Source organism: Virgibacillus sp. Bac332, assembly GCF_003667785.1.
Classification (GTDB): Bacteria; Bacillota; Bacilli; order Bacillales; family Amphibacillaceae; genus Virgibacillus; species Virgibacillus salarius.
Genome location: NZ_CP033046.1, coordinates 4471940 through 4493913, shown reverse-complemented (window position 1 = coordinate 4493913; position 21974 = coordinate 4471940). Strand labels below are relative to the sequence as shown.

General features: G+C 36.2%; 18 protein-coding genes and 1 pseudogene. 14 read left to right on the top strand and 5 right to left on the bottom strand.

Annotation, left to right across the window (positions count from 1 at the left end; all coding sequences use genetic code 11):
• The 3 genes from D9782_RS21945 (at position 1) to D9782_RS21935 (ending at position 3387) form a co-directional block, all read left to right on the top strand.
• Complete coding sequence (locus tag D9782_RS21945; protein ID WP_121605742.1) at positions 1–459, top strand: tripartite tricarboxylate transporter TctB family protein; 459 nt, start codon at positions 1–3, stop codon at positions 457–459.
• Between the two features lie 12 nt (positions 460–471).
• Positions 472–1962, top strand: a complete 1491-nt coding sequence (locus tag D9782_RS21940; RefSeq protein WP_121605741.1) for a tripartite tricarboxylate transporter permease — start codon at positions 472–474, stop codon at positions 1960–1962.
• Between the two features lie 105 nt (positions 1963–2067).
• Positions 2068–3387 carry an SLC13 family permease gene (locus D9782_RS21935; RefSeq protein ID WP_240455773.1) on the top strand — a complete coding sequence of 440 codons (1320 nt, stop codon included), beginning with the start codon at positions 2068–2070 and terminating at the stop codon, positions 3385–3387.
• A 49-nt stretch (positions 3388–3436) separates the two neighbouring features.
• Here D9782_RS21935 and D9782_RS21930 read toward each other — a convergent pair whose 3' ends face one another.
• Entirely contained in the window at positions 3437–3886 is a 450-nt protein-coding gene (locus tag D9782_RS21930) for an Lrp/AsnC family transcriptional regulator (RefSeq protein WP_026680079.1), read from the bottom strand.
• Between the two features lie 323 nt (positions 3887–4209).
• On the opposite strand from D9782_RS21930, the gene D9782_RS21925 reads away from it, so the two are divergent.
• Together D9782_RS21925 and D9782_RS21920 are read left to right on the top strand one after the other, a co-directional pair.
• Complete coding sequence (locus D9782_RS21925) at positions 4210–4794, top strand: chromate transporter (RefSeq protein ID WP_026680078.1); 585 nt, start codon at positions 4210–4212, stop codon at positions 4792–4794.
• On the top strand, positions 4791–5318 hold the full coding sequence (locus D9782_RS21920; RefSeq protein WP_026680077.1) for a chromate transporter: 528 nt from the start codon (positions 4791–4793) through the stop codon (positions 5316–5318). The genes D9782_RS21925 and D9782_RS21920 overlap by 4 nt, the downstream gene beginning before the upstream one ends.
• Before the next feature lie 69 nt (positions 5319–5387).
• Here the strand turns inward: D9782_RS21920 and D9782_RS21915 are convergent, their stop codons facing one another.
• Positions 5388–6176, bottom strand: coding sequence for an HAD family hydrolase (locus tag D9782_RS21915; RefSeq protein ID WP_121605739.1), 789 nt, complete (start codon positions 6174–6176; stop codon positions 5388–5390).
• Between the two features lie 173 nt (positions 6177–6349).
• The gene (locus D9782_RS21910; RefSeq protein WP_121605738.1) at positions 6350–7129 is read right to left on the bottom strand and encodes a DeoR/GlpR family DNA-binding transcription regulator; all 780 of its coding nucleotides are present in this window, start codon (positions 7127–7129) and stop codon (positions 6350–6352) included.
• A 270-nt stretch (positions 7130–7399) separates the two neighbouring features.
• Between D9782_RS21910 and D9782_RS21905 the strand changes: the two genes are divergently transcribed.
• From D9782_RS21905 to glpX, 6 genes are all read left to right on the top strand, one after another.
• Positions 7400–8512 carry an MDR/zinc-dependent alcohol dehydrogenase-like family protein gene (locus tag D9782_RS21905; protein WP_026682980.1) on the top strand — a complete coding sequence of 371 codons (1113 nt, stop codon included), beginning with the start codon at positions 7400–7402 and terminating at the stop codon, positions 8510–8512.
• Between the two features lie 26 nt (positions 8513–8538).
• Positions 8539–9819: an MFS transporter gene (locus D9782_RS21900; protein ID WP_121605737.1), complete on the top strand. Its 1281-nt coding sequence runs from the start codon at positions 8539–8541 to the stop codon at positions 9817–9819.
• Positions 9820–9955: 136 nt separating this feature from the next.
• A complete protein-coding gene (locus D9782_RS21895) occupies positions 9956–10960 on the top strand; it encodes a dihydroxyacetone kinase subunit DhaK (RefSeq protein WP_121605736.1) in 1005 nt (334 codons plus the stop codon).
• A gap of 28 nt (positions 10961–10988) precedes the next feature.
• Entirely contained in the window at positions 10989–11645 is a 657-nt protein-coding gene (gene dhaL, locus D9782_RS21890) for a dihydroxyacetone kinase subunit DhaL (RefSeq protein WP_026682983.1), read from the top strand.
• A gap of 218 nt (positions 11646–11863) precedes the next feature.
• Positions 11864–12349, top strand: a complete 486-nt coding sequence (gene rpiB / locus D9782_RS21885) for a ribose 5-phosphate isomerase B (RefSeq protein WP_026682984.1) — start codon at positions 11864–11866, stop codon at positions 12347–12349.
• A 17-nt stretch (positions 12350–12366) separates the two neighbouring features.
• Positions 12367–13314 carry a class II fructose-bisphosphatase gene (glpX, locus tag D9782_RS21880; RefSeq protein ID WP_121605735.1) on the top strand — a complete coding sequence of 316 codons (948 nt, stop codon included), beginning with the start codon at positions 12367–12369 and terminating at the stop codon, positions 13312–13314.
• Between the two features lie 73 nt (positions 13315–13387).
• On the opposite strand, the gene D9782_RS21875 is transcribed toward glpX, so the two are convergent.
• Positions 13388–15088 (bottom strand): M3 family oligoendopeptidase, encoded by a 1701-nt coding sequence (locus tag D9782_RS21875; RefSeq protein ID WP_121605734.1) that lies wholly within the window; start codon positions 15086–15088, stop codon positions 13388–13390.
• 264 nt (positions 15089–15352) lie between these two features.
• On the opposite strand from D9782_RS21875, the gene D9782_RS21870 reads away from it, so the two are divergent.
• Positions 15353–16075, top strand: a complete 723-nt coding sequence (locus D9782_RS21870) for a response regulator transcription factor (protein ID WP_034679847.1) — start codon at positions 15353–15355, stop codon at positions 16073–16075.
• On the opposite strand, the gene D9782_RS23250 is transcribed toward D9782_RS21870, so the two are convergent.
• Positions 16072–16212 carry a hypothetical protein gene (locus D9782_RS23250; protein ID WP_161629299.1) on the bottom strand — a complete coding sequence of 47 codons (141 nt, stop codon included), beginning with the start codon at positions 16210–16212 and terminating at the stop codon, positions 16072–16074. The two genes, D9782_RS21870 and D9782_RS23250, sit on opposite strands and share 4 nt — an antisense overlap.
• A gap of 190 nt (positions 16213–16402) precedes the next feature.
• On the opposite strand from D9782_RS23250, the pseudogene D9782_RS21865 reads away from it, so the two are divergent.
• Both D9782_RS21865 and D9782_RS21860 read left to right on the top strand, forming a co-directional pair.
• A pseudogene (locus D9782_RS21865) lies at positions 16403–16552 on the top strand (zinc ribbon domain-containing protein); the annotation flags it as partial.
• Between the two features lie 163 nt (positions 16553–16715).
• Entirely contained in the window at positions 16716–21881 is a 5166-nt protein-coding gene (locus tag D9782_RS21860) for a sensor histidine kinase (protein ID WP_121605733.1), read from the top strand.
• The last annotated feature ends 93 nt before the right edge of the window (positions 21882–21974 follow it).

Below are 21974 nucleotides of genomic sequence, written 5' to 3'. Positions count from 1 at the left end.
ATGTTTAAAGCATTAAATCAACGTATCAGCATTATTCTACTAATTATAGCAGTAGCTTATTTAGTAATGGCATATCAACTACCTGCTTATCCATACACACCTGTTGATGCGGATGTTATTCCAAAAGGATTGGGTTATTTGCTAGTTTTTTTATCGATTTGTTTATTTTTTGCTAAGGATTCAGAAACAGAAGAACAGCGATCGCGTAGAAATATTCCTTTGAAAGATATTGGTACATTAATTGCTGTATTCTTATTTATTTTGCTTTATATTACACTATTGGAATTCTTAGGATTTATTATAACTACAACACTGTTTATCTATTTTTGTTCATGGTTCTTAGGATATAAAAAACATCTTACAAATGGGGTGGTTGCTCTTATTTTTCCAATTTTTATGTATATAACGTTTACAAAATTTTTGCAAATAAGTTTACCCCAAGGATTATTACCGTTTTAGAGGAGGTTCCGTATGGATTCTATTGAAGGAATTATAACTGGCTTTCAGGTTGCATTTAGTATGCAAGGGTTACTTTTCGTTTTAATTGGTGTTTTTGTTGGTACATTCATCGGTATGTTACCAGGGCTGGGACCAATCAGTGCTATTGCTGTCATGATACCAGTGACGTTTGGAATGGAACCAACCGTTGCATTAGTGATGATGGCAGGTGTTTACTACGGTGCCGTTTTTGGTGGATCTACATCTTCCATATTATTAAATGCACCTGGGATCTCTGGAACGGTCGCAACAGCATTTGATGGTTATCCGATGGCACAACAGGGAAAGGCAGGCAAAGCACTTGCTATAGCTGCTACGTCATCTTTTGTTGGAGGTACTGTAAGTGTCATTTTATTAATGCTTTTAGCACCGATACTATCAAGTGTTGCAGTCTCCTTTGGTCCACCTGCTTATTTTGCTTTAATGTTTATGGGATTAACCTTAATAACAAGCTTATCCGAAGGGTCAACGATTAAGGCTTTAATCTCAGCTGTTATTGGATTTATGGTGGTCACAATTGGCATCGATGCCCAGACGGGAACACAACGATTTACGTTTGGAAATGTGAATTTGTTGGAGGGCTTAGACTTCCTGGTAATTGCTTTAGGTTTATTTGCATTAGCAGAGGTTTGTACATTAATTATAAATCGTAAAGATTTATCAATGGATAATGCTCATAAATTAGGTAGTTTAAAGATAACCAAGCAGGAGTTTAAGGAAATGCGTGGTCCAATGTCACGTCAATCCATCTTAGGTTTTTTACTTGGAGTACTTCCAGGGGCAGGAGCAACTATTGCCTCATTTATAGCTTATATTACTGAAAAAAGAATTGCCAAAAGTCCTGAAGCGTTTGGAAAAGGCTCAGTAAAAGGACTTGCTGCACCGGAAACTGCTAATAATGCTGCGACTAGTGGTGCTTTTGTTCCATTACTAAGCTTAGGTATACCAGGATCCGGAACAACAGCTGTTATGTTGGGCGCTTTTCTTGTGTTAGGCGTTCAGCCTGGTCCATTATTAATGACCGATAGACCTGAGATTTTCTGGGGGATTATCGCTAGCATGTATATAGGGAATGTATTTCTACTAATTCTTAATTTACCGCTAATCCCTTACATAGCGAAAATATTAAAAATTCCCCGTCCATTGCTTATTTCATTAGTCATTATGTTTAGCATTATTGGGGTTTATGCGATTAGTTTTAATACGTTTGATTTATACATGCTTCTCTTATTTGGTGTAATTGGCTTTTTTATGCGACTATTTTCGTTTCCAGCTCCGCCATTAATTTTAGCATTTATCCTAGGAGGGATGATGGAACAGGCGTTTAGACAGTCATTGACCATATCAAATGGAAGTTTGATGATCTTTGTACAAGACCCATTAGCTTTAACACTACTAATTATTGCATTATTGTCTCTTGCTTTTCCTTTGATTCAACAAATAAGAAGGAGCAAGAGAGCATAAATGCGAATCATCAGAAGTGTTTACTATAAAAGCTATAAGAAAATATACTGGCTGTCTTTTGTACTGGTAATATGTTGTTTAGTACTATTGCTTGTAAAAGACGCGATGGCTACACACTTCACAGCTGAACAACTTCGTACATTGTTTGTACTAGGAATAGCGGTTTACTTATGGGTGGCGGCTCCAATTCCTACTGGAGCTGGTAGTATATTAATTATTGCATTATTGATGGTTTTTCAGTTAGCTGATAGTATGGAAGAGGCAGTAGTAGGATTTTTATCACCAGCGATTTACTTTATTTTTATGTTATCAATTATCAGTCAGGTGCTTATTAAGGCGGGTGTTGATGGCATAGTGGCTCGATTTTTGTTGAAAATGAGTAAAGGGGGACCGAAATTTATTATTATCGGTCTGCCTCTATTTAGTTTACTGCTACCTGTGCTGCTTCCATCAGCTGTAGCACGTTTCAAAATGCTATTACCTTTGATAGATCGATTAAATGACTATTTTGCTCTAGGAGAGCAAAGTCCATTTCGTAAATATGGCATTCATGTTATTGGAATGATAAACCAGCATGCAACAATGATTGTTTATACTGGTGGGGGATTTCCGATTTTGGCTTCTCAACTCTTAAGGGATTATCAAATTGCTGATTTAGGATGGTTAGACTGGTTTTTACTTATGGCCCCTCCAATATGGATTGGCTCCATTTTGACCCTTCTTTTTGTTTATAACTATATTTCGAGGCAATCCCGTAAAATTAGCTATTCTAACGTACCCAGTTCTACTTCTAGTATATTGAAGGAAGATCAAGGAGAGCCTTCGAAGCAAATGTGGATAGTTAGTATAAGCTTTTTCGTAATGGTATTGACGTGGGTCGTTACTGATCCCCAGCAAGTACCTTTATTATTGCCACCTATGCTCTTAGTTGTTTTTTACGCCATTCCGAAAATTGACTTAGTAACAAATAGTGATATACGTAAGCTTGACTGGGAGAATTTTTTGTTGCTGGGAGCTTCTTTTTCATTAGGTTCTGTCCTTGAAACTAATGGAACTGCATCTCAATTAGCGCAACTATTAATGAAAGTCGTACCTGAAGGAGCAGGAGTAGTATTAAGTGTTAGTATTATTGCAATAATGGTGTTCATATTACGCTTCTTTTTTATCGTACCATCATCGGCAATTATTGTTATTTTTCCAGTTGTTATGTCTTATTCTCACCAGGTTGGACTTCCTCCTGTTCCCTTAGCACTTTTAATTATTATGATTGTCGGTAGTATGATTATTTTACCTATTCATACAACTACGACCTATTTGGCGAGTCAAACGCTTGCGTACTCTAGGAAAGAGCAAGTGTTTATTGGATTATTTTCTAGTACCGTATTTTTTATCATTGCGATCTTGGCAGCACTATATTTTTGGTAATACGAAATAAAGGTGATTTCATTAAGGACATCACCTTTATTAGGTGTGACTACAATTTAAACCCAGTTCTACTTTTAAATCGCTTTAGGATAATTGAGCTTTCTACTCGAGTTATTCCCTCAACAGAATATAGTTCTTCGTTAATGAATACTTCAAGATTTTGAAAGTTTTCTACAAGTACATGCATATGTAGTGTACTGGGTCCTGTCATTTGATAAATACTTGCTACCTGAGGGTGATCAGCTAAATTTTGAGCAACTCGTTGAAGCTGTTTTGGTTCCACATCTACTTCAAAAAAAGCGGATACTTGCTTTCCGAATTTCTCTGAGTTAATGACAACTGTAAACTTTTCAATAACGCCTTTTTCCTTTAAATTTTGAATTCGATCCTTAACAGCCACACGCGATAGTCCAACTTTATCAGCTAATTCAACATAAGATAATCGGCCATCTTCAGCAAGTTCCTCTAACAATTTTACATCAATGTTATCCAGTTTCATCGTTTCTGCTCCTACGATTTATTTAAAGCTAAATATAGTTTAACAGATAACTTTCCTGAGAAAAACAATGTAATACTCAAACATTTGATAAATACAAATGGTAAGATTTTTTATGCTTTGATTTTATTTTGTAAGGTTTTATCATTATTTTTATTTGTTTTTGACATAATAAATTGTTGACAGCTAAATATTTGTTTATTAGTATAGAATTTAAATTGGTGTAAGAGTAAGAAAATACAGATTTTCCGAACGGGCAAGCCCACTTCTTGAGACGTGGGATGAATATTTAGTGTAAGCTACATTATCGAAAAGGTACGTGAGCCATGAGGAATCATTGGAATATCTTTATAGCATTTTTTCGAGTTGGAATTTTAGGATATGGTGGTGGACCAAGTTCTATACCACTTGTCCATAAAGAAGTGGTAGATAATTTTAAGTGGATGAATGATGAGGAATTTGGTGATTTACTTGCATTGGGAAATACACTACCGGGCCCAATAGCTACAAAGCTTGCCGGTTATATTGGTTACCGGGTATCAGGGGTTTTGGGAATGATTAATGCGGTATTAGCAACAATATTACCTACCATTTTTCTGATGATTTTACTTCTTTCATCCTTATCCTCCATAAAAGAGTACGATTGGGTTCAGGGGATGACGGCTGCAGTCATACCAATAGTTGGAGTCATGCTAGCAACGTTAACATGGCAATTTATTCATAAAGCAGGAAAAGGAATGGGGTGGCTACAAACAGGACTAGTACTGTTAATTGTCTTCGTTTTATTGCAAGTTCTACATATACACCCAGGACTTATTATAGCGGCTTTATTAATCCTAGCACTCGTAAAGAAGGATAAAGCGCCAAATACAGAAGAAAACATCACCGGTAGGGAAGGTGATCCGTCATGATCTATTGGGAAATATTTCTTGCGTTTTTCATACCGGGAATACTGGGGTATGGAGGAGGACCAGCCTCGATACCGCTTATAGAAAATGAAGTAGTTACTCGTTATGGATGGATGAATGTTCAGGAGTTCAGTGAAGTTCTTGCATTAGGAAATGCACTACCCGGACCAATAGCTACAAAAATGGCCGGCTATATTGGCTATGATGTCGCGGGAATCCCAGGGGCTGCAATAGGTGTTTTTGCTACGGTAGCACCGTCCCTACTATTAATTATTGTATTGTTAAGTATACTGTATAAATATAAGAATTCACCGAAAGTAAAGCGAATGACGCTCTACATTCGACCAGTTATCGGTATCTTACTAGGTGTAATGGCATGGCGCTTTTTTAGTGAATCTTATGAAGGTATCGGTTTATGGCAAACAGTTATATTGATGCTTGTAAGTTATTTATTACTGGAGCGTATGAAAGTACATCCAGCATTTGTCATCATAGGTGCGCTTATTTACGGTGGATTTTTCTTATAAAAAAGAGGGCAAGCAGATGTGTACCCTTTGTAAAGGATATTTTAATGACCTGGCTTCCCTTTTTTTCATTCACTTCACTAGACCTAACTGTTTCAGCCCATTGAAGATACCAGAATTCTGTACGGATGTGGTTTGGTGTTTTGCAAATGGTAGAAGATTAGGATCACCGTTCTCCATAATAAAACCCTCTCCTACAGCTTGTAGCATTTCTTTATCATTCATACCATCTCCAAATGCGATAGCCTGTTCTTTTTTTATTTGTAGATGCTCTAGGACTCCCTTAACTGCTTCTCCTTTATTCACTTGTTTGCGAATGATATCATAACAGTTTTCGACTCCCTCTACATTTACCTTAGATAAATGAATACCTTCTTCCATTGCCTCATACAATTTTATTTGGTCTGGACTGACGTTCATAATTGAAGCGCCAAGTATCTGATCAAGTACATGATCTGATAGCCTTTCGTTTTGCTTTAACTGAAAAACTTCTGCAAAATCTTTCGTAATTGAATTAAATAAAGTTGTAAAATAGTTTTTTTCACTTGTATAGCAAACGAGTTCATGATGATGCTTGCTTGCAAGTAACAGAAAACTTTCTAATGTATGCTGTTTCATAGGTTCATTGACAAGTGGCTTATCTTGATATGCGGCATAGGCACCATTATAGCCAATGTATGCATCAATTCCCAGGTCATGAGCTAAGTCGTTTACTTCGTGAAGGGGCCTTCCTGTACAAAGGAAAACAAGTATTCCTTGCTGTTGTACTTGGACGATTGCCTCTTTTGTAGAAGGTGAGTATGTATGGTCTGGTTTTAATATAGTACCGTCGATATCGAGGAATAGAATTTTATAGTTCATGGACTTCTCCTTTGTTTGCATATTCAACCTTATGCTACCTATTATTCAAATACGAAAGCCATTTGTCAATTCCGTTGAAAGTGGGAAGGTTATCTAATAGTATTATCTATTAAAATTTAAAAAATCTGTTTATTGATATTAGAAAAAAGAAGTGAGTTTTTTAATCCCACCTCTTATGTTTCATTCGTAATAATGGTATCTATACGATATTCGTTTAACTTGTTTAAAAATGGTGACTCGATTGGCTGATCTGTAATTAATCGATCAATCTGTTCAAATTTGGCAAATACCGCACTGGAAGATTTACCGATTTTGGAGGAGTCAACTAAAGCAATTACTTTTGAGGCTCGTTTCACAATCTCCTTTTTAATTTGTACTTCATATAAGTTAAAATCCTCTAAACCATTTTCGAAGGAAAATCCATTTGCAGATGTAAACATAATATCAATATTTACGTAATCCAGAATATCAATTCCTAATGTGCCTTCAATTGAAGTTGATTTTTTAGTTACGACACCACCAATTAATATTACAGTAATATCTGGATTATCCTTTAATTCAATTGCTGTTTGCAGTCCACTCGTAACAACGGTTAAGCGTAGTGATGCCGAATTTAATAAGCGAGCCAACTCTAATGCCGTGGAACTTGCATCGAGTAAGATACATTGTTTTTCTTCAATGAGTTCAATTGCTTTTTTAGAAATTTGGATTTTTTCTTCTTTATTCTTCTTTTGTCTTACGTTGAAGCTATTATCGTTTTCTTTATCTTCATTAAGCACTGCCCCACCATGAGTTCTTGTTAAAAGCCCCTCATGCTCCATTTTATTTAGATCAGCTCGCAATGTAGCTTCGGATACCCCAATCTGGGAAGCGATTTCTTTAACAGTAATCCGCTTTCTCTCATGAAGAAGATCAATAATCTTACTCCTTCGTTCACTAGCAAACATTTTCATGAAGTTTCACCCTTATATATATTCTATCCTTAATCTTATTTCATTTATCGGTATTTATCAATATCTAACCATATATATTTTCGTTTTATGTTAATTAATAAAAAATACTTATTTAAATAAGTAAAATTGAAAAAAATCAAAAATAATATTGACAATACGAAAATGAATGATAATATATAAATAGAAATTGAAAACGATTTCAAAAAAATTCGTGATTCATTTCTACGAAAATAATGCTTTACGGATACGAATTGAAAGGGAGATGGGAGTATGGAAAAGGCATTAGAAAAAAATGTTAGTAAACAACAAGAAATTCCTGAACATATGAAAGCGATTGTAGCATATAGCCCGAAAAATTATAAACTTGAGGAAAAGGTTAAATCACCGAAGTTAGAAAATGAAAAGGAAATAATCATTAAAGTAGAAGCATGTGGTATTTGTGCTGGTGATATTAAGGCTTATGAAGGTGCTCCGAGTTTCTGGGGAGATGAAACACAGCCCGCCTATATAAAAGCTCCAATGATTCCAGGTCATGAGTTTATTGGTCGCATCGTGCAAAAGGGGGAAGCAGTTACTGATTTTGAAGTTGGTGATCGAGTGATTTCCGAACAAATTGTTCCTTGTTGGGAATGCCGCTTTTGTAACCGCGGTCAGTATTGGATGTGTGAAAAGCATGATTTATATGGTTTCCAAAATAATGTAAACGGTGGCATGGCTGAATATATGAAGTTTACAAAAGAAGCTATTAATTACAAAGTACCTGAAGATTTGCCGATTGAAGATGCTATCTTAATTGAACCGTATGCTTGTAGTCTTCACGCTGTACAACGCGCTCAAGTGCAATTAGGTGATATTGTTGTACTTTCTGGTGCAGGAACTTTGGGGTTAGGAATGGTTGGTGCAATTAAAAAAGCTGGACCCAAAAAATTAGTCGTATTGGATATGAAAGAAGACCGTTTGAAATTAGCGAAGCAGTTTGGTGCAGATATTGTTTTGAATCCAAGTAAAACAGATGTTGTAAAGGAAATTAAAGATATGACCGATGGATATGGCTGTGATATTTATATTGAAGCAACAGGTCATCCGAAATCAGTGGAACAAGGTCTGCATGCTATTCGAAAACTTGGGCGATTTGTGGAATTTAGTGTGTTTGGCGAGCCGGTTTCCGTGGATTGGAGCATTATAAGTGATCGGAAAGAGCTTGATTTATTAGGTTCTCACCTCGGCCCATACTGTTACCCTTTAGTGATAGAAGGTATTTCCAACGGAGACTTTCCAACAGCGGGGGTTGTTACACATCAACTACCACTAGAAGACTTTGAAAAGGGCTTTGAATTAATGAAAAAAGGCGATAAGTCGTTAAAAATTATTTTACAGCCATAACGATGTCTAATACAAGGGGGAGAATCATGCCAAATTTAAATCAAAATCAAACATTTTTAGACAGAATAGGTATTCCAGCAAATTTAGCCTGGGGGTACTTTGGTGTATTGATTTTTATGATGGGAGATGGTCTAGAGTTAGCCTGGATTAGCCCATTTCTTGTAGATGAAGGGTTATCCGTTCAGCAAGCAGCATTTCTTACAACATCTTATGGGGTAACAATTGCTATTGCAGCTTGGTTATCCGGGGTCTTAGTGGAAGCATTTGGTCCTAGAAAAACGATGACCACTGGTCTGGTTCTATATTTAATTGGGCATATCCTATTTGTCGGCCTAGCCATACCGAACCTTCATTATGAATTGATGATTCCAACATATGCGTTACGTGGGTTTGGTTACCCATTATTTGCCTATGCATTTCTTGTTTGGATAACGTATCGTACACCACAATGTCAACTAGGAACTGCCGTAGGTTGGTTTTGGTTTGTGTTTACCGGCGGCCTAAGTGTGCTAGGGGCGTACTATTCAAGCTGGGCAATTAAAGCAATTGGACATATACCGACGATGTGGAGTGCGGTTTTATGGGTATGTGTTGGAGCATTTTTCGCAATAATTGTTAATCGGGATAAATTTGAATTAGAGGCGAAAAATAGTGCGGATAATAAATTAAAAGAATTAGTAAATGGAATAACGATTTTAAAAAGGGAGCCAAAGGTTGCTATAGCTGGTATTGTTCGTATTATCAACCAAGCATCTCAATATGCTTTTCCGTTATTCTTACCTATTTATCTAGCAGATCAAGGCATCCAAACTACCGTTTGGCTAAATATTTGGGGAACCATCTTCATTTCCAATATAGCATTTAACTTAATCTTTGGCTATGTGGGAGACAAATTTGGTTGGAGAAATACTGTCATGTGGTTTGGGGCAGTTGGTTGTGGGGTCTTTACCCTGATGATGTTTTATGTCCCACAGGTTTTTACAGGGAATATTTTCTTAATTGGATTAATTGGTATGCTATGGGGAGCTTGTTTAGCTGGATTTGTACCACTTTCTGCTTTAACACCTTCATTAGTTGGAGATGGTGACAAAGGAGCCGCCATGTCTATTCTAAATTTAGGGGCTGGCTTATGCGTTTTTGTAGGACCTGCACTTGTTGCATTATTCTATGATTTAATAGGCACGCAAGGTCTAATGTGGTTATTAGCTGGATTATATTTTGCTGGAGCAATTATGACTATGTTCTTAAAATTACCTGAGCAAGAGGTTGAAATAGAAGAAAAAGATAGAGCACGCTCCGTTGTTTAATAGCATGTGAATACGTATGAATAGTCCACAGAAGCATGGGCTATTCATAAGCTAATGTAACGGTTTATTATGATAGAATGAAAAGTGGGAAGTTTCTAATTTTTTGAGGTTACTATTAAATGAGAGGTGTGCATCAATGAAAAAGCTAATAAATAATCCAACCAATGTAGTAGAGGAAATGATTGAAGGATATATGAAAGCGCATTCTGATTACATAAGGCAATTACCAGAAAACAACCGTTCATTAGTTACTGCTAGACAAACAAGGGATAATAAAGTAGGTATTCTAATCGGTGGTGGTTCAGGGCACGAGCCCGGTTTTATGGGATATGTAGGTGATGGAATGGCTGATGGTGTAGCTGTAGGAAATATATTCGCTTCTCCGTCACCAGATCCTATTCTAGAAGTAACAAAAGCTATTGATAAAGGAGCAGGAGTAGTATACTTATACGGAAATTATGCTGGAGATGTTATGAATTTTGGAATGGCAGCGGAAATGGCTGATTTAGAGGAAGATATTCAAGTAGGATCAGCGCTCGCAACAGATGATGTTGCATCTGCACCAAAAGAAGAAATGGAGAAGCGTCGTGGTATAGCGGGAGAATTCTTTATTTATAAAGCAGCTGGAGCAGCAGCAGATTTTGGGTATAATTTAGAAAATGTAGTACGTGTTGCTGAAAAAGCGAATTCTAACACCCGTTCGATGGGAGTTGGTTTATCACCATGCTCCTTACCTCAAACGGGGAAACCTAGTTTTGAACTAAGAGAGAATGAGATGGAAATTGGTTTGGGACATCATGGAGAACCTGGAATTGAAAAGGGTCCACTTGAAACTGCAGACCATGTTGCAGATCGACTTGTTAAGGACATATTACAAGATATTCAGATTAACAAAGGGGAGCAGGTGGCAGTATTAGTTAATGGTTTAGGTTCAACTCCAAGAATGGAACTATATATTGTTTATCGTAGAGTAGAGCAATTATTAAAAGAGCAGGGTATAGGGATTTACCGTTCTTATGTAGGTGATTACATTACTTCACTTGAGATGGGTGGTTGCTCTGTAACAATTATGAAGTTAGATGCTGAATTAAAGAAAACAATGGACCATCCAGTAAATTGCCCGATGTTTGTACAAAAATAATTCTATGTCCTAAATGGGGGGATCAAAAATGGAGATAACAGCTAGAGATTTTAAGGATTATTTTATATTGATTGTAAATATGATTGAAGAGCAAAAAGATTACCTTTGTGAACTTGACCGAAGGATTGGTGATGGAGATCACGGAGTTACGATGTCTATTGGCTGGCAAGCTGTACATGAAAGGCTGTTAAATGAGCTCGCTGAAGAAGAAGACAGTGCAAAAATTAGTCTAATTGTTGGAAAGACATTTTTAAATGCAGTCGGTTCTTCTGTCGGTCCTTTATATGCAACAGGTTTTATGAGAGGTGCTAAAACAATTAAAAATAAATCGACGGTTCATACTGATGATCTGGTAGCATATTGGCTTGCTTTCGCTAAAGGAATTAAGGAACGGGGAAGGTCTGAAGTTGGAGACAAAACAATGGTTGATACACTTGAACCATTTGCGACGATGTTGGAGACGAAATATAAGGAATCGAACGACTTTATTGCAGCATATAGTGAGGCAATTGCTGCGGCAAAAGAAGGTATGGAATCTACGAAGGATTTAGTATCGAGAAAGGGGCGTTCTAGTAGATTAGGAGAAAGATCGGTAGGTGCTCTAGATCCAGGAGCTACTTCTGCCTATTTCATACTTGCTACGTTTTTAGACTTTGTGGAAGCGAAAAAAGTAAAAGCAAGTTAAGGGTAATAAAAAAAGAGTAAAGGATCGAAAAAAATAGGATCAGATACTTTTCTCTGATTCTATTTTTTTGTAATTATTATCGCGCATTTTATTGGAAGTAAGATCCCCATTTTATTTTAAAAACAATACAATAAATAAAAACGAAAATAAATATTGAAAAATAATAAAATATGAAATAAAATGAAAAGAAATGAACAGAAATATGGGGGCTTTGTAACATGAAAATTGGGATTGGCAGTGATCATAATGGATATGCATTTAAAGAATCTATAAAAGAATTTTTGAAGGATACAGAACATGAAATGATTGATTATGGATGTCATTCCTGTAATGCTGTTGACTATCCAGATGTAGCCTTTGAAGTTTCGCAGGCGATTCGAGCAGGAGAATTAAATAGGGGAATATTAATTTGTGGAACAGGCATTGGTGTATGTATAGCTGCAAATAAATATCCGGGAATTCGTGCTGCCCTTGCTCACGATACGTACTCTGCAGAACGTGCCCAGTTAAGTAATAATGCACAAATTATAACAATGGGTGCACAAATTATTGGCATTGAAATTGGAAAAAAGGTGGTTGAGGCCTTTTTAAATGTTTCTTGGGCAAATGGTTCAAAACGAAAAGTAGATAAAATTATTGAAAACGAAAAGAAATTTTTAAATCAAAGTTGTGAAGAAGTAGCTGCAGGTAATCATTGCAGCTAAACTAGGGGGAGTATCTAATGCAAGCATTGTTATTAGATTTTTTGAAGGTTACTGAAGCAGCTGCGATTGCATCAAAGCCTTGGGTTGGGAGTGGAGATAAAATTGCAGCTGATGAAGCAGCAACATCCGCTATGAGAGAGGAACTGAATCGACTAAAGATGAGTGGGACTGTTGTAATTGGTGAAGGGGAAATAGATGAGGCCCCCATGTTGTACATTGGTGAAAAGGTAGGTATTGGAACAGGTCCTGCTGTTGATATTGCAGTGGATCCTATTGAAGGAACAACACCAATCGTCAATGGACAAAGAAATGCCATTACAGTGATCGCCGCAGCTGAAAGGGGCTCGTTACTTCATGCACCAGATATGTACATGAAAAAGCTAGCTGTCGGCTCAAAAGCAAAAGGGAAAATTGATATTGAAGCCCCGTTAGAAGATAATTTACACACGTTGGCAAAGGCGTTAGATAAACCGATGGATCAATTAAATATTCTTATTCAAGATCGACCAAGACACAGAGAATATATTAATCGTATTCGGAATTGTGGTGCAAACGTACTTTTATTCAATGATGGAGATGTTATTTATGCGACTGCGACTTGTATGGAAGAATTAGATATTGATATGTTTCTGGGGATTGGTGGAGCACCAGAAGGGGTGTTGGGAGCTGTTGCAGCACGATGTCTTGGTGGAGAGATGCAGGCAAAGCTAATGCCCAGGAATAGCGAGGAAATACAACGATGTTTACAAATGGGAATAGTAAACCCGGAACAAGCATTAACTCATCAACAATTAGTAAATACGGATAATTGCATTTTCGCTGCTACGGGAATTACCGCAAATTTATTTCTAAACGGAATAAAGACGGTCAATGGGAATTATATTACACATTCTATTTTAGTGAACGGAAAAGATAAGCAATTACGATATGTTGAAAGTACGTATCCCATTTTAACGACTGCATAAACATAGTGTTGATAATTTTTGTGGTATTAACAATCAGTGGGGATAACAAACCCCCCGCTGATTGAAGTTTCACTTATAAAGCTTGATCATCTATAGAAGACAACCAATCCTTTATGGTTTCTACAACAGATTCTACCGTCCCTTCACTAAAAGGTGAAGAGAGATTCGCTGATTTTACCAGTTGTAAGAAAGGTATAGAACCTCCAAGCTTGCATAGTTTGATGTAATCTTTCCATGCTGATTCATGATCTTCACGTGATCGTTTCCAAAATTGGAAGGCGCAGATTTGAGCTAACGTATAATCAATATAGTAGAAAGGGCTATCATATATATGTCCTTGGCGCTGCCAAAAACCACCAGATTCAAGATAATCATTGCCGTCATAATCACGATGTGGTAGGTAAATCGCTTCGAGATTCCTCCAAGCTTGTTTTCGCTCTGCAGGTGACCATTGTGGATTTTCGTATACGAGATGCTGGAATTCATCCACTGCTACACCGTATGGTAAAAATAGCAGACCTTCAGTTAAGTGAGCATATTTATATTTTTCAGTATCCTCTCCGAAGAAATACTTCATCCATGGCCATGTGAAAAATTCCATGCTCATTGAATGGATTTCCGCAGCCTCTGATGTTGGAAATAAATATTCAGGAATTCTAAAATGACTACTTGCGTATGCTTGAAAGGCATGACCAGCTTCATGTGTAAGAACATCTATATCTCCTGACGTTCCATTGAAATTAGCAAAAATAAATGGAGCTTGATAATCTTCTATTATCGTGCAGTAGCCTCCAGCTTCTTTTCCCTTTTTTGCTTCCAAATCCATTAAATGTCGATCCAACATAAATTGAAAGAATTCGTTAGTCTCAGGAGAAAGCTCTTTATACATTTTTTTACCATTCTCAATAATCCACTCCGGATTGCCCTTTGGTGTTGCATTTCCGCTTTGAAAACGGAAATTTTCATCGTAAAATTTTAATGTATCCACACCAATACGTTTTCCCTGCTGGTTATATAGCTCCGAAGCTAAAGGAACAATGACATCTTTTACTTGCTTACGGAAATTATGGACCATCTCAGCATCGTAATCGATGCGTTGCATCCGTAGATAGCCTACCTCCACAAAATTTTTATACCCCAGTGTTGTCGCTATTTCATGTCTGATTTTTACTAATTGATCATATATCTCATCAAATTGCTCGCGGTGTGTGTTAAAAAATTCTGCACTAGCTAAGCTTGCTTCTTTTCGAACATTGCGATCTTTATCCTGAGCAAATGGTCCAAGTTGTGCAAGTGTATAAGTTTCTCCTTGAAACTCGACTTCAGCGGATGCTACTAGTTTTGCGTATGCGGAAGTCAATCTATTTTCTTTTTGAAGCAATGGAATAATTTCTTGTGAAAATGCTTTTAATTCGCATTCTGCAATGTGAAAAAGTTGAGCCCCCCATTGTTTTTCTAATTCATCTCGGTATGGAGAAGCTACTAATTCTTTATAAAAATCAAAGGTAAGGCCTCTTATTTCTGGCTCTGCCTCGTCAAAGAAATCCCTCTCATTTTGATAGTATTCATCATTTGTATCAATAGAAGCTCGAATATAGACCAAATTGAACATAGTTGATAATCGATTTCGAAAATCGTTAATTGCTGTTAAGGATTGATTTGCCTGGTCGAGTGATTGAGCTTGTGTAAAAGCAGTTACTAACTTTTTGAATGTTAGCTTTACTTGAGGTAAATTAGGGCGTTCATATGTATAATTTTCAAATGTTGTTTGCATGATTATCCTCCTTATCTTTCCTAATATATATTATTCAACATAAATGCCAAAATGTCCTTTTAAGTATTGTAAAAGACTATTAAAGCTAGTCAAAATATCTATGTACCTCCTATAATAAAGCGAGTAGACAATAATTATGAAACTAACTGTAAAATAAAACAGAGAAAACTGGAAAAATCTATCTTGTGTAGTATAATAGTCATATGCTGATTTTACTGAAAATTTAAATTCTTATCATTATATTATTGAGTAAGGTGATGGTTGATGGCAAGCGAGAGAATATTAATTGTTGACGACGATTTAGACATGCTAGAGGTCTTGGGATTATATTTGACGAAAAATGGATTCTCGGTTCATTTAGCAGAAGATGGTTACCAAGCAATCGAATGTGTGGATAAAATAAATCCTGATTTAATATTATTAGATGTCATGATGCCTTATTTAGATGGATATGAATTTTGTCAAATGATCCGAAAAAAATCAGAAATTCCTATATTATTCCTTAGTTCGAAGGAAGAGGATGTAGACAAGATCCTTGGTCTTGGAGTTGGTGGAGATGATTTTATCCCAAAGAGTACAAGTATGCCAGTTATTGTAGCGAAGGTTAAAGCACATTTACGACGTCATCGAGTATTATCGACCAAAGTTGAAGGAGAAACTACCTATGCAACGGCTAAGCAAATTATCTATCCTGGAATTTTGATAAAACCCGAAAGTATTGAAGTGATAGCGCACGGAAAACAGGTGAAATTATCTGCAAAAGAATTTCAACTACTGTATTTGATGGCAAGTAATCCCAATCGCGTTTATAGTGTGGAGCAGTTATTTGAATTGATTTGGGGAGTGAACAGTCTTGGGGATCATCGAACAGTTATGGTCCATATAAGTAATATTCGGAAGAAAATAGAGCATAATCCAGAAGACCCCCAATATATACAAACGATCCGAGGTATAGGATATAGGTTTGCTAGTGAGCAGCGTAATTAGTAGTCTTTTTCTTTTATACATTTAATGAAGAAACGTACTTCGTTTGTAGTAAACCCATAGAATTTAGCTAAGGAAATTAATTGAATCCATTCTTCATCGTATTGACATTGATTCTGAGTAATCTCCTGTTTTTTCATTCTAACTCCCCCTTTATTTATAAGATTAAATAATCATGTATAAAGGGAGTTTAAAATTAATTAAATTTTCATTTAAATATAGTTAAAGAGTCAAATGTGTTCTTTAACGTACTTCCGAAAGAAGTCTCCATTTACGAGAAAGTTTACGTTGTTCTTTTGCTAATTTATTAAGTATTTGTCGATAAAACTTACCAAAGCTTGTTCGAGTTGCGGAAATATCCAACCAATGCCTATAGAAATTAGAACATACGCTTGTTCGTGTGGGTTAAATCTCGATAGAGATTATAATTCAGCTCTCCATATCAAAAAAGAAGGCATTCGCTTATTAGCAAGTGCCTAATGAAAATATAAACTCTTGGAACAAGAGGGTTAGCTTGGTCCATTTCGTCAGCTACCAAAAGTGGCGATTACCCAAGAAGCCCCCACTTCAAGCAACCCGTAAGGGTGGTAAGTGGTGGGAGCAGTTCACGAAGCAATTCTTGAAAATAGGGAGAGATGTTTTCATGATAACATTACCAGGGTACCGAATAGTAGATACGGTGATTGAAGCAGATACTTGGGATTTATATAAGGCATTCTCCATGCAAGATAAAGCGATAGTCTGTATAAAAAAAGACACTAAAAGTACAAATTACGCTCAACGCAAGGCGGAGGTGCTTCATGATTTTTATATGGCAAAGCAGTTAACGAGTAATTATGTTCTTAAACCCTTGCAACGAAAGAATCATGGTGGCGATATATATATAGTGATGGAGCCGTTTTCTGGTAGAACGCTAATGGATTGGTATGAAAATAGTAAACCAACTGTCAAAGATTTAATAGCTATTGCCTTAAGAATAGCACATGCACTTGGTACAATACATCAAGAGCGCGTTATACATAAATCTATTCATCCTCAAAATATTTTAATAGCTTCACAAGGGAATGGCATTAAGATAACAGGGTTTTATCAATCAACAACACTTTCGTCTGAGCTTCCACATCCAAATGTAAGTCCTTATCAAATAAAAGATCATATTGCATATATGTCCCCGGAACAAACAGGTAAAATGAACAGGTCGTTGGATTATCGTACAGATCTATACGCTCTTGGAGTCGTTTTATATGAGATGCTTACTGGAGATTTGCCATTTCAAACAGATCATCCCGCAGAAATGATTCATGCTCACCTCACAAAATTACCAATTGACCCAAGTAGTATTACTACAAAAATACCAGTAATGCTATCAACGATCATTATGAAACTTTTAGAAAAAATGCCTGAAACTCGGTACCAAAGCGCTTTTGGTTTAAAAGAGGACTTAGCGATTTGTTTAAATCAGCTAAATCAGACCGGTACCATCGTTCCTTTCATACTTCAACAAAAAGATAAAGCTAGCGTTTATGAAAGACCAAGCGAATTGTTTGGCAGAGAAGAAGCTAGTAAGCAGCTGTTAGAAGGTTTTTACCGTATTAAAGAGGGAGGCACAGAATTTCTTCTAGTACCAGGACCTTCAGGTATTGGCAAGACAGTGTTGATAAATGAGTTACATAAACCACTTGTTAAGGAAAAGGGATATTTTATTTCCGGGAAATTTATGCACCTAAATAAGGAGATACCATATGCGCCAATTATTCATGCATTCCAGATATTATTACGGCAAATTCTATCAGAAGGAGAAGCAAGTACTGCGAAGTGGAGAAGTCGCTTAATAGAAGAATTAGATACGTATACAGCTGTCATTGTCAATTTTATCCCTGAGATAAAATGGTTGATTGGCTCACAAGCAGAACAAAGTGATTTTCCTCCTGAAGGAATTCATAATCGCTTCAGACAAGCAATTAGGAGGTTTATTGGTGTTTTCGCTAAAGGAGATCATCCACTTGTTTTATTTTTAGATGATTTACAATGGGCGGATAGTGCTACACTTGATTTGATTCATTATCTCTTAATCAATCCTAATAATCAGCATTTACTTATTATAGGCGCATATCGTGATAATGAAATATTTGTCGGGCACCCATTTGAAGCAATGCTAGAAAGGCTAAAACAAGAAAAAGTACAGATTACAAAAATTCCAATTCAGCCTCTAACGAAAAAGCATATAAAGGAGTGGGTTAGTGAAACCCTTTCTTTAACTAAAATGGACACTTCATATGTTGAGAAGCTAGTTTACCATATAACACAAGGGAACCCATTTTTCATTGTCCAACTATTTCAATCGTTTCATGATGAGGGTGTTATTGGGTACCATCAAGATACGACAGAATGGAGAATTGATACCGTTGCGTTGAAACAAATTTCGATGTCAGATTCAATTATCGATTTTATTTTAAAACGGATGGGAAAATTACCTATTCATACCATAAAAATTTTACAGTTAGCCTCATGTTTCGGTAACCAATTTGATTTAAAGTCATTAGTTACTATTTCTGAGAAGAGTTATCATGAAGTTGCAGACAATCTATGGCATGGCCTTGAAGAAGGATTAGTCCTCCCGTTAGATGCAAGTTATAAGTGGATATATCCAAACGAAGATATCTCCCTATTAGATAAGCATCCGCCTACGTATCGATTCCTACACGACAAAGTGCAACAAGCTTTCTACACCAGCCTTTCAAAAACGGAAAGAGAAGCATATCATCTCATGATAGGGCTGCAGTTATTGAATAATTATACTAAAAAAGAGCGAGAAGCATATATTTTTGATATTGTTAATCATCTAAACCTTAGTCGAAACCTATTATCAAGGCAGAAACAGCTAGAGTTAGTAGAATGGAATTGGAAAGCTGGGGAAAAGGCTAAGTATCGTGCGGCAACAGATGCTGCTCTTCATTATTTTCATATTGGCTATGAGTTACTTTCGGATGTGAAATGGAAAGAGCAATATTATGCAATTACATATAAAATTATGATTGGGCTTGGTGAAGCTCAGTATTTAAATCAGCAGTTTGATCTAGCTGAAAACACATTAAATGAAACTCTTCATTATGCTACTTCGATACAGGATAAATTACGCATCTATGATCTAAAAATCACGCTGTATACACATATTCATCAAGTAGAAAAGGCTACAGAAGCAGGATTGGAAGGATTACAGCTAATTAATTGGAACTTCAAACGAAATCCAAGTAAGTATGATATTACGAAGGAATATTTGCTGACAAAGCTGGCTTTAAAACGGAAAGAACGTCATCTATTAAACCTTCCAGAGGTAGCAAATAAAACCGTACATTCTATGATGCGAACATTAATTAATACAAATGCACCTACCTATCATGTGAATCAAAACTTAGCAACAATACTGATGTTGCGAGCGCTTCGCTTGACTTTAAAACATGGAGATATGGATGTCACTGCATTGGTTTATAATAATTATGCCTTAATGATGAGTGCTGGTTTTAACGATTATGATGCAAGCTACTACTTTGCAAATTTAGCAATAAAGCATACCGAAAAGTATTCGGATAACAGTTTAAAGGCTCGCGTATATTTTGTGTTTGGCAGTTTTGTTAATCATTGGAAAAATCATATTAATGGCAACATCTATTATTTAGAACGTTCACAGCAATTATGCATCGAATCAGGTAACCTTCATCTCGCTGGTGCTAATAGCTCATTTATTGGGTTGATTTTATTTATAAAAGGAGAACACTTACTGGATGTAAAAGCAGGAATTCAAAGACAATTGGAATTTGCAAGACGAAATGAGTATATATTGTCCAATGATTTCTTAGATGAAGTGGTGGACTGGATTAATGTGTTATCATCTAAATACTCAGAGGTAAACTGGGAATTTGCCGAATTTACGAATGATCCTTCTGCAACGATTATTCATTATACAATTCGATTGCAGATGACATATTTGTTTCAAAATAAGCAAGGAGCAATTGCTATTATGAAGAAATTAGATCGCCTAGTTGATGACAACCTTATTCTTGTAATTGTGCCGGATTACTATTTTTATGACGCGCTTTGGACGGTAAGATTAATAAGAGATGGTCAGTTATCTAAGCAAAAAGGGAAAGCTATTGTAAAGAAGCGGTTAGCCAAATTAAAAATGTGGTCAACGCATGGAGAAGCAAACTATTTGCATAAGTTTTTACTTGTAAAAGCAGAATTAACATCTATAAAAGATGCGAATGATAAGTCAATTTATTTGTATAATCAAGCAAGTAATTTTGCGAAACAAAATGGTTATATTCAGGATGCTGCATTAGCAAATCTATGTGCAGGTCATTACTATTTGAATAGAGATTTACCGAAGTCAGCAATGGCTTATATGGTTGAGGCATATCAGTACTTCATGGATTGGGGAGCAGTCAACGTAGCATTACAAATATCGCAGGGCCATCCAGAATTATTTGCTGAACGGCAAAAAGAGATGCCGATTATGCAAATGGAGAAGGAAAGCTTAAATGTGAATGCTATTTTCGAAGCAGCGAGCGTTATCTCGCGTGAAATTAAATGGAACCGTCTATTACAGCAATTGATGAATCTCGTTGTGAAAAATGCAGGAGCAGAAAAGGCGTTTCTTATTCTAAATTATCCTGGAGAATTGAAGCTGGCAGCAGCTTATGAAGAAGAAAAGGTTAGTATCTACGAAAAGACAAAATCCATTGACGGTCAGAAAAATTTTTCTGTTTCACTGGTTCATTATGTTGCAAGTTCAATGGAACCAGTTGTGCTAGGAGAAGCCTTTAAAAAGGGCGGATTTCTAAACGATAACTATATAAAAGAAAATCAGGTTAGATCAATTCTAGCAATACCTATCGTTTATCAACAAAAATTAACTGGAGTACTGTATATAGAAAATAATAAGGCGTCCTACGTTTTTACACAGGATTCCATTGTGTTGCTCACATTATTAGCTTCACAGGCTGCCATATCTATTGAAAATGCATATTTATATGGATCATTAGAGGCGAAGGTAGAAGAACGGACAAATTTATTACATAAAGCCAATCAAAACCTTATACAAGCGAATGATTCCTTAGCTAAATCAAAAGAAATGAGAAGAAAGCTATTATCTAATATATCGCATGATTTGCGATCGCCGATTGCGACCATTCAGAGTTATGTGAATGCAATTTTAGATGGTACCGTTGATGAAGATGAAAAGAAGCTTTCTTATCTACAAGTAATTAAGAAACGACTATTCTCTTTAAATCGGCTTGTTCAAGATTTATTTGACCTTGCTCAATTGGAGGCTGGAAATCTAGATTTTTCGATGGAAATAGTATCATTACGTCAACTATTTAAGCATCTTTGTCATCTATTTGAATTAGATGTAACGCAGGCTGGTCTGCGTTACCAGTGGAATTTTAATACAATGCCAGAACAGGAATTATTGGTTGAAGTTGATGTGAAAAGAATAGAACAAGTAATGACGAATTTAGTTGCTAACGCAATCAAACATACAAAGAAAGGAGAAATTCGAATACGATTAACGGTTATTGATAAACAAGCAATTATTACGGTAGAAGATGAAGGATCAGGGATTCCAGCTTCAGAAATTGCTTATGTGTTTGAACGATTTTATACAAACAATAGTGATAAACAAATGCGTGGACATGGGTTAGGTTTATCCATTAGTAAAGAGATTATCAACTGTCATAAAGGAGAAATATGGGTGGAAAGTGAAGAAGGTGTGGGATCAAAGTTTCATTTTTCTTTAAATGTCTTTTAACAATTTCCTGTGTAACAAGCATGATCTTAGGTAGGTTAGTTAAAAATTACAAGTGAATGAACCTCGTTTACTTTGTAACTAACATTCGGAGGA